The 4,351-nt window shown below is 68.9% G+C and carries 6 protein-coding genes; 3 read left to right on the top strand and 3 right to left on the bottom strand.

What is annotated here, in order from left to right:
- Positions 1–316 precede the first annotated feature (316 nt).
- Together ABB55_RS04570 and ABB55_RS04565 are read left to right on the top strand one after the other, a co-directional pair.
- Positions 317–1,078: a rhomboid family intramembrane serine protease gene (locus ABB55_RS04570; RefSeq protein WP_054357754.1), complete on the top strand. Its 762-nt coding sequence runs from the start codon at positions 317–319 to the stop codon at positions 1,076–1,078.
- 133 nt (positions 1,079–1,211) lie between these two features.
- Positions 1,212–1,643 (top strand): CBS domain-containing protein, encoded by a 432-nt coding sequence (locus ABB55_RS04565; protein ID WP_054357753.1) that lies wholly within the window; start codon positions 1,212–1,214, stop codon positions 1,641–1,643.
- An 85-nt stretch (positions 1,644–1,728) separates the two neighbouring features.
- On the opposite strand, the gene hisI is transcribed toward ABB55_RS04565, so the two are convergent.
- Both hisI and folE read right to left on the bottom strand, forming a co-directional pair.
- Positions 1,729–2,211, bottom strand: coding sequence for a phosphoribosyl-AMP cyclohydrolase (hisI, locus tag ABB55_RS04560; protein ID WP_054357752.1), 483 nt, complete (start codon positions 2,209–2,211; stop codon positions 1,729–1,731).
- A gap of 170 nt (positions 2,212–2,381) precedes the next feature.
- Positions 2,382–3,020 carry a GTP cyclohydrolase I FolE gene (gene folE, locus ABB55_RS04555; RefSeq protein ID WP_054357751.1) on the bottom strand — a complete coding sequence of 213 codons (639 nt, stop codon included), beginning with the start codon at positions 3,018–3,020 and terminating at the stop codon, positions 2,382–2,384.
- Between the two features lie 208 nt (positions 3,021–3,228).
- Between folE and ABB55_RS04550 the strand changes: the two genes are divergently transcribed.
- A complete protein-coding gene (locus tag ABB55_RS04550) occupies positions 3,229–3,681 on the top strand; it encodes an iron-sulfur cluster assembly scaffold protein (RefSeq protein ID WP_054357750.1) in 453 nt (150 codons plus the stop codon).
- 438 nt (positions 3,682–4,119) lie between these two features.
- On the opposite strand, the gene ABB55_RS04545 is transcribed toward ABB55_RS04550, so the two are convergent.
- Positions 4,120–4,351 (bottom strand): HD domain-containing protein (locus ABB55_RS04545; protein WP_152982230.1); only part of this gene is annotated, 232 nt, incomplete at its 5' end.

The following is a 4,351-nucleotide window of genomic DNA, read 5'->3' as shown; positions in this document are numbered from 1 at the left end:
CGCCCCCGCTCGGGCTCCGCAGGCCGTCGCCCCGTGCCGGCCGGGCGGCAGCCCGGTCGCAAGGGGATCGGCCAAGCTGTCGAGCCATCCGCGCATCGGGCGAAATGCACGCCCGGTGCCAGCCGCATTCGTGCCGTTCCTGGACCCTTCGGGGGGCAACTGCCTCAAAGCGGGATTAGGGTTAACAAAACCTTGCCATTGCGAAACCGCCGCCCGGCGCGGCATGGTCCGGTCCGACGACAGGGGGAGAGCCGCAAGGCCGGACCGGATCGGTCGTCGTTATGTGAGAAGGCGTCGAAGCCGATCGCGGGACGCCATGTACGGGTATCAGCACAACAGGTCCATCGCCGAAGAGCCGCCGGCGAAACCCCGGCGCGAGCCCTTCTTCGGCGACGTTCCGGCGCCTGTTCTCTGGCTCGCCGCCGTCATGGTGCTGATCCACGCCGCCCGTCTGGCGCTCTCCGAGGACAGCGACTTCGAAGTGCTGCTCTGGTTCGCCTTCGTCCCGGAGCGCTTCGCCGCCGACGCCGCGGAAATGGGCTATCCCGGCGGACCGGTCACCGCGGCAATGACCTTCGTGTCCTACGCGCTTCTGCACGTCGATTGGCTCCACGTCCTCGCCAATACCGCCATGCTGCTGCCGCTCGGCGCTTCCGTGGCGCGGCGGGTGGGAGGCGTCCGGTTTCTGGCCTTCTGCGTCGCCACCGCGGCCGGCGGCGCGCTCGCCCATCTCCTGTCCCATCCCGGGGCCGGCGTCCCGATGATCGGCGCCTCCGGCATCGTCTCCGGACTGCTCGGCGGACTGCTGCGTTTCCGCTTCGGTCCGCAGGGTCTGCGGCCCGATCTCGCCGGCCGGGCCGAGCAGCCGCGCCGGTCGCTTCTTTCGCTCGCCCGCGATCCGCAGGCGATCCTGCTGATCGCAGGCCTGGTCGTGACCAATCTGCTGCTCGTGGCCGGGGCCGATGCCTTCGCGGGCCCCGACTCCAGCATCGCCTGGCAGGCCCATGCCGGCGGGTTCCTGGCAGGCCTACTCGGCTTCCCGCTGTTCGACCGGCCCGATCCTCGCCCCGCGCCCTGAGCGGGGGTTGCCTGGAACCATTGCGACCTTCACTATGTTGGCTAGCCGTCAGGGAGGACGGCTGAACCGGTCGGCTCGCGCCTCTCCGGGGCTGCGAGCCCCGCTCTGCTGCGAAATCAGGGAGGCTCCGCCAATGACTGTGAAGGTTATTCTGTCCGACAAGGGCCGTAGCGTCGTCACCCAGCATCCCGACGCGACGCTCGCCGAAATCTGCGAGACCCTGGCGACGCACAAGATCGGTGCCGTGGTGCTGACCACGCGGGATGGGGATATCGCGGGGATTCTCTCCGAGCGCGACGTGGTGCGCGCCCTGGCCCAGGAGGGGGCCGGCGCGCTGTCGCAGAAGGCGGCCGGCTACATGTCGCGCAACGTCGTCACCTGCCACGAGGAGGAGACGACCCACGACGTGATGACCAAGATGACGGCGGGCCGTTTCCGGCACATGCCGGTGGTCAAGGCCGGGCGGTTGATCGGCGTCGTCTCGATCGGCGACGTGGTCAAGCGCCGCATCGAGCAGGTCGAGAAGGACGCCGAGGAAATCCGCAACTACATCGCGACGGCCTGAGCCGTCGGGACGGCACCGGGAGCGCCGGACCCACCCCACGATCCGGATCCCGGCCGGTATCCGGGTCCGGTGTCACGAATGGGCGTCACGAATGCGTGTGGCCGCAGGCCGAGCCGTAGACATCGGCCGGGTCGAAGGCGGGATCCGCTTCAACGAAGGCGAGCGGTGCGTCGGCCGGACCGCCGACCGGCACGGCCCGGTAGAAGCAGGAGCGGTAGCCGCGATGGCAGGAGGCGCCGTGGCCTTCGACGCGGACCTTCAGCCAGACGGCGTCCTGGTCGCAGTCGACGCGCAGTTCGGCGACATGCTGGCGGTTGCCGCTGGTCTCGCCCTTGACCCACAGGCTCCGGCGCGAGCGGCTCCAGTAGGTGGCGATGCCGGTCTCGATCGTCCGCGCCAGCGCCTCCGCATTCATATGGGCGAGCATCAGCACTTCGCCCGAGACGACATCGGTGACGACGGCGGTGACCAGGCCGGCGGCGTCGAAACGCGGCGTCAGCTGCGTGCCGAGTTCAAGCGCATCGTGGTCGCCGGGGGCGGGGAAGGAGCGGGGCGTGGCGTCGGTCATGCCAGCGGGATAGGCTGCCGGCGGGCGCCGGTCAACGGCCCGCCATGCGCTCCGGCCGTCTCGCGGCCGTATGCCCTCTTTGTCCCTGATGGTTTGCGCGATCGATACGCCGCCCGTGCCGACGGGTTGACGGCCGGCGCGATCGTGCGATCCGCCTCCAGGCTGCCGGCTCAGCGCAGGCCGCGCACCAGCGTCATGAAGCGCACCTGCTCGGTCGGGTCTTCGCGGAACACGCCGGTGAACTGGGTGGTCAGCGTCGAGACGCCGCCCTTCTGCACGCCGCGCATCGACATGCACATATGCTCGGCCTCGACCAGGATGGCGACGCCGCGCGGCTTCAGGAAGTCGTCGATCGCATTGGCGATCTGCGCCGTCATGGTCTCCTGGGTCTGCAGCCGCTTGGCGAAGACATCGACGACGCGGGCGAGCTTGGACAGGCCGACCACGCCGCGGGAGGGATAGTAGGCGATATGGGCCTTGCCGACGAAGGGCACCATGTGGTGTTCGCAATGGGAGTGGAACGGGATGTCGCGCACCAGCACGATGTCGCCGTAGCCCTCGACCTCCTCGAACACCTTGGCCAGCACCTCCGCCTCGCTCGCGCGATAGCCGGAGAACAGCTCCTCATAGGCCTTGACGACCCGCTTCGGGGTGTCGAGCAGGCCCTCGCGCTCCGGATCGTCGCCGGCCCAGCGGATCAGGGTGCGCACGGCCGCCTCGGCGTCCTCGCGGCTCGGCCGTCCGGCGGCATCCTGCGGTGCGGGCCGCTCGTCGCGGTCGCGGCGGTAGAGATTGACGATGGCGTCCATGGGGAAGATCTCCCGGCTCTCTCGTGGTTTCCGCAACATACGGCTCCGCTGGCGTTTCGGACCACGCGCCCCCGCCGTCCTTCGTGACGGCGCCGGGATGCGAGCTCGGCAGTCATGGACTATATAATGCTTTTCGACGCCCCGATAAGGCGGGCCGGCCGCGACCGGTGGCCCCAACGGCGCGCCGCCTGCGACGGAAAGCGTCCCCATGATCGACGACGTCTACAACAAGAAGATCCTCGAACTGGCCGGCAACATCCCCCGGCTCGGCCGCCTGGCCGATCCGGACGCCAGCGCCACCGCCCATTCGCGTCTGTGCGGCTCGACCGTCACGGTCGATCTCCGCATGGAGGGCGATGTGGTCACCGATTTCGCCCATGACGTGAAAGCCTGCGCCCTCGGCCAGGCCTCGTCGTCGATCATGGCGCGCCATGTCGTCGGTGCGACCGCGTCGGAACTGCGCGACCTGCGCGACAGCGTCCGCCGCATGCTCAAGGAGAACGGCGCCCCGCCGGAAGGCCGCTTCGAGGAGGCGAAGTATCTGGAGCCGGTGCGCAGCTACAAGGCGCGCCACGCCTCGACGCTTTTGACCTTCGACGCGGTCGTTGCCGCCATGGACCAGATCGAGGCGAAGCGCCGCGCGGCGGCCGAGGCCGTATGATCGGACCGGCTGCGGGACTTTGACGCTCGCGAGCGAGCCGAGAGACCGGCAGCGGGGATGGTGAAGCGGGCGGCGGGACGATGATGCGTCTTCCGGACCGGCAACCTTCAGTGTATGATGCCAGCAGGCTAGGGGAATGGCCTCGCGGCCATCCCCCCGCCGGACTTACCGGGAAATGGAGATCGTGACTCTCCACTTTCCGAGCCGGAGCGTGATGGTCATCTTCATCATGACCGTCACCTCCTTGCCGAGGCGTGTCGGCTTGCACACCCGACGACGGCCGGGTGCATGACTTTGTCGCGAAAGCCGCGCAGACGCCAAGTCGTCTGTGCGGCTTTTTGCACGATATGAGTGTAATTCTAGATCGAACGGTTGAATCCGGCGCGCGCTGCGTCCGAGACACGGATCGCAGCGGCATGCGATCTCGGTGTCACGACTTCACGCCGATGCGGGCCGCGCGAAGTGCCGGTCGGCCTCGGCGGCGACGCGGTCGAAGGTGGCTTCCAGCTTTGCGTCGGTGCCGCGCATGCGCTCGACCTTGGGCAGCGACTTGTCGTCGGTCACCTCGGCGACCAGGCCGGCGACGCGCGCGCCGAAGCCGTCGACCAGATCGGCATGGGTCACGACCGTATCCTCGACCGTGTCGTGCAGATAGGCGGCGGCGATCACC

The organism is Prosthecodimorpha hirschii (assembly GCF_001305515.1).
Lineage (GTDB): Bacteria > Pseudomonadota > Alphaproteobacteria > Rhizobiales > Ancalomicrobiaceae > Prosthecodimorpha > Prosthecodimorpha hirschii.
Note: the sequence above shows the minus strand (reverse complement) of the source record. Positions and strands in the feature narration are given on the sequence as shown.

What these genes read in the sequence shown, in the direction of transcription:
- ABB55_RS04570 (WP_054357754.1), top strand. Translation starts at nt 317, where the DNA reads ATGTACGGGTATCAGCACAACAGGTCCATCGCCGAAGAGCCGCCGGCG.
- ABB55_RS04565 (WP_054357753.1), top strand. Translation starts at nt 1,212, where the DNA reads ATGACTGTGAAGGTTATTCTGTCCGACAAGGGCCGTAGCGTCGTCACC.
- hisI (WP_054357752.1), bottom strand. Translation starts at nt 2,211, where the DNA reads ATGACCGACGCCACGCCCCGCTCCTTCCCCGCCCCCGGCGACCACGAT.
- folE (WP_054357751.1), bottom strand. Translation starts at nt 3,020, where the DNA reads ATGGACGCCATCGTCAATCTCTACCGCCGCGACCGCGACGAGCGGCCC.
- ABB55_RS04550 (WP_054357750.1), top strand. Translation starts at nt 3,229, where the DNA reads ATGATCGACGACGTCTACAACAAGAAGATCCTCGAACTGGCCGGCAAC.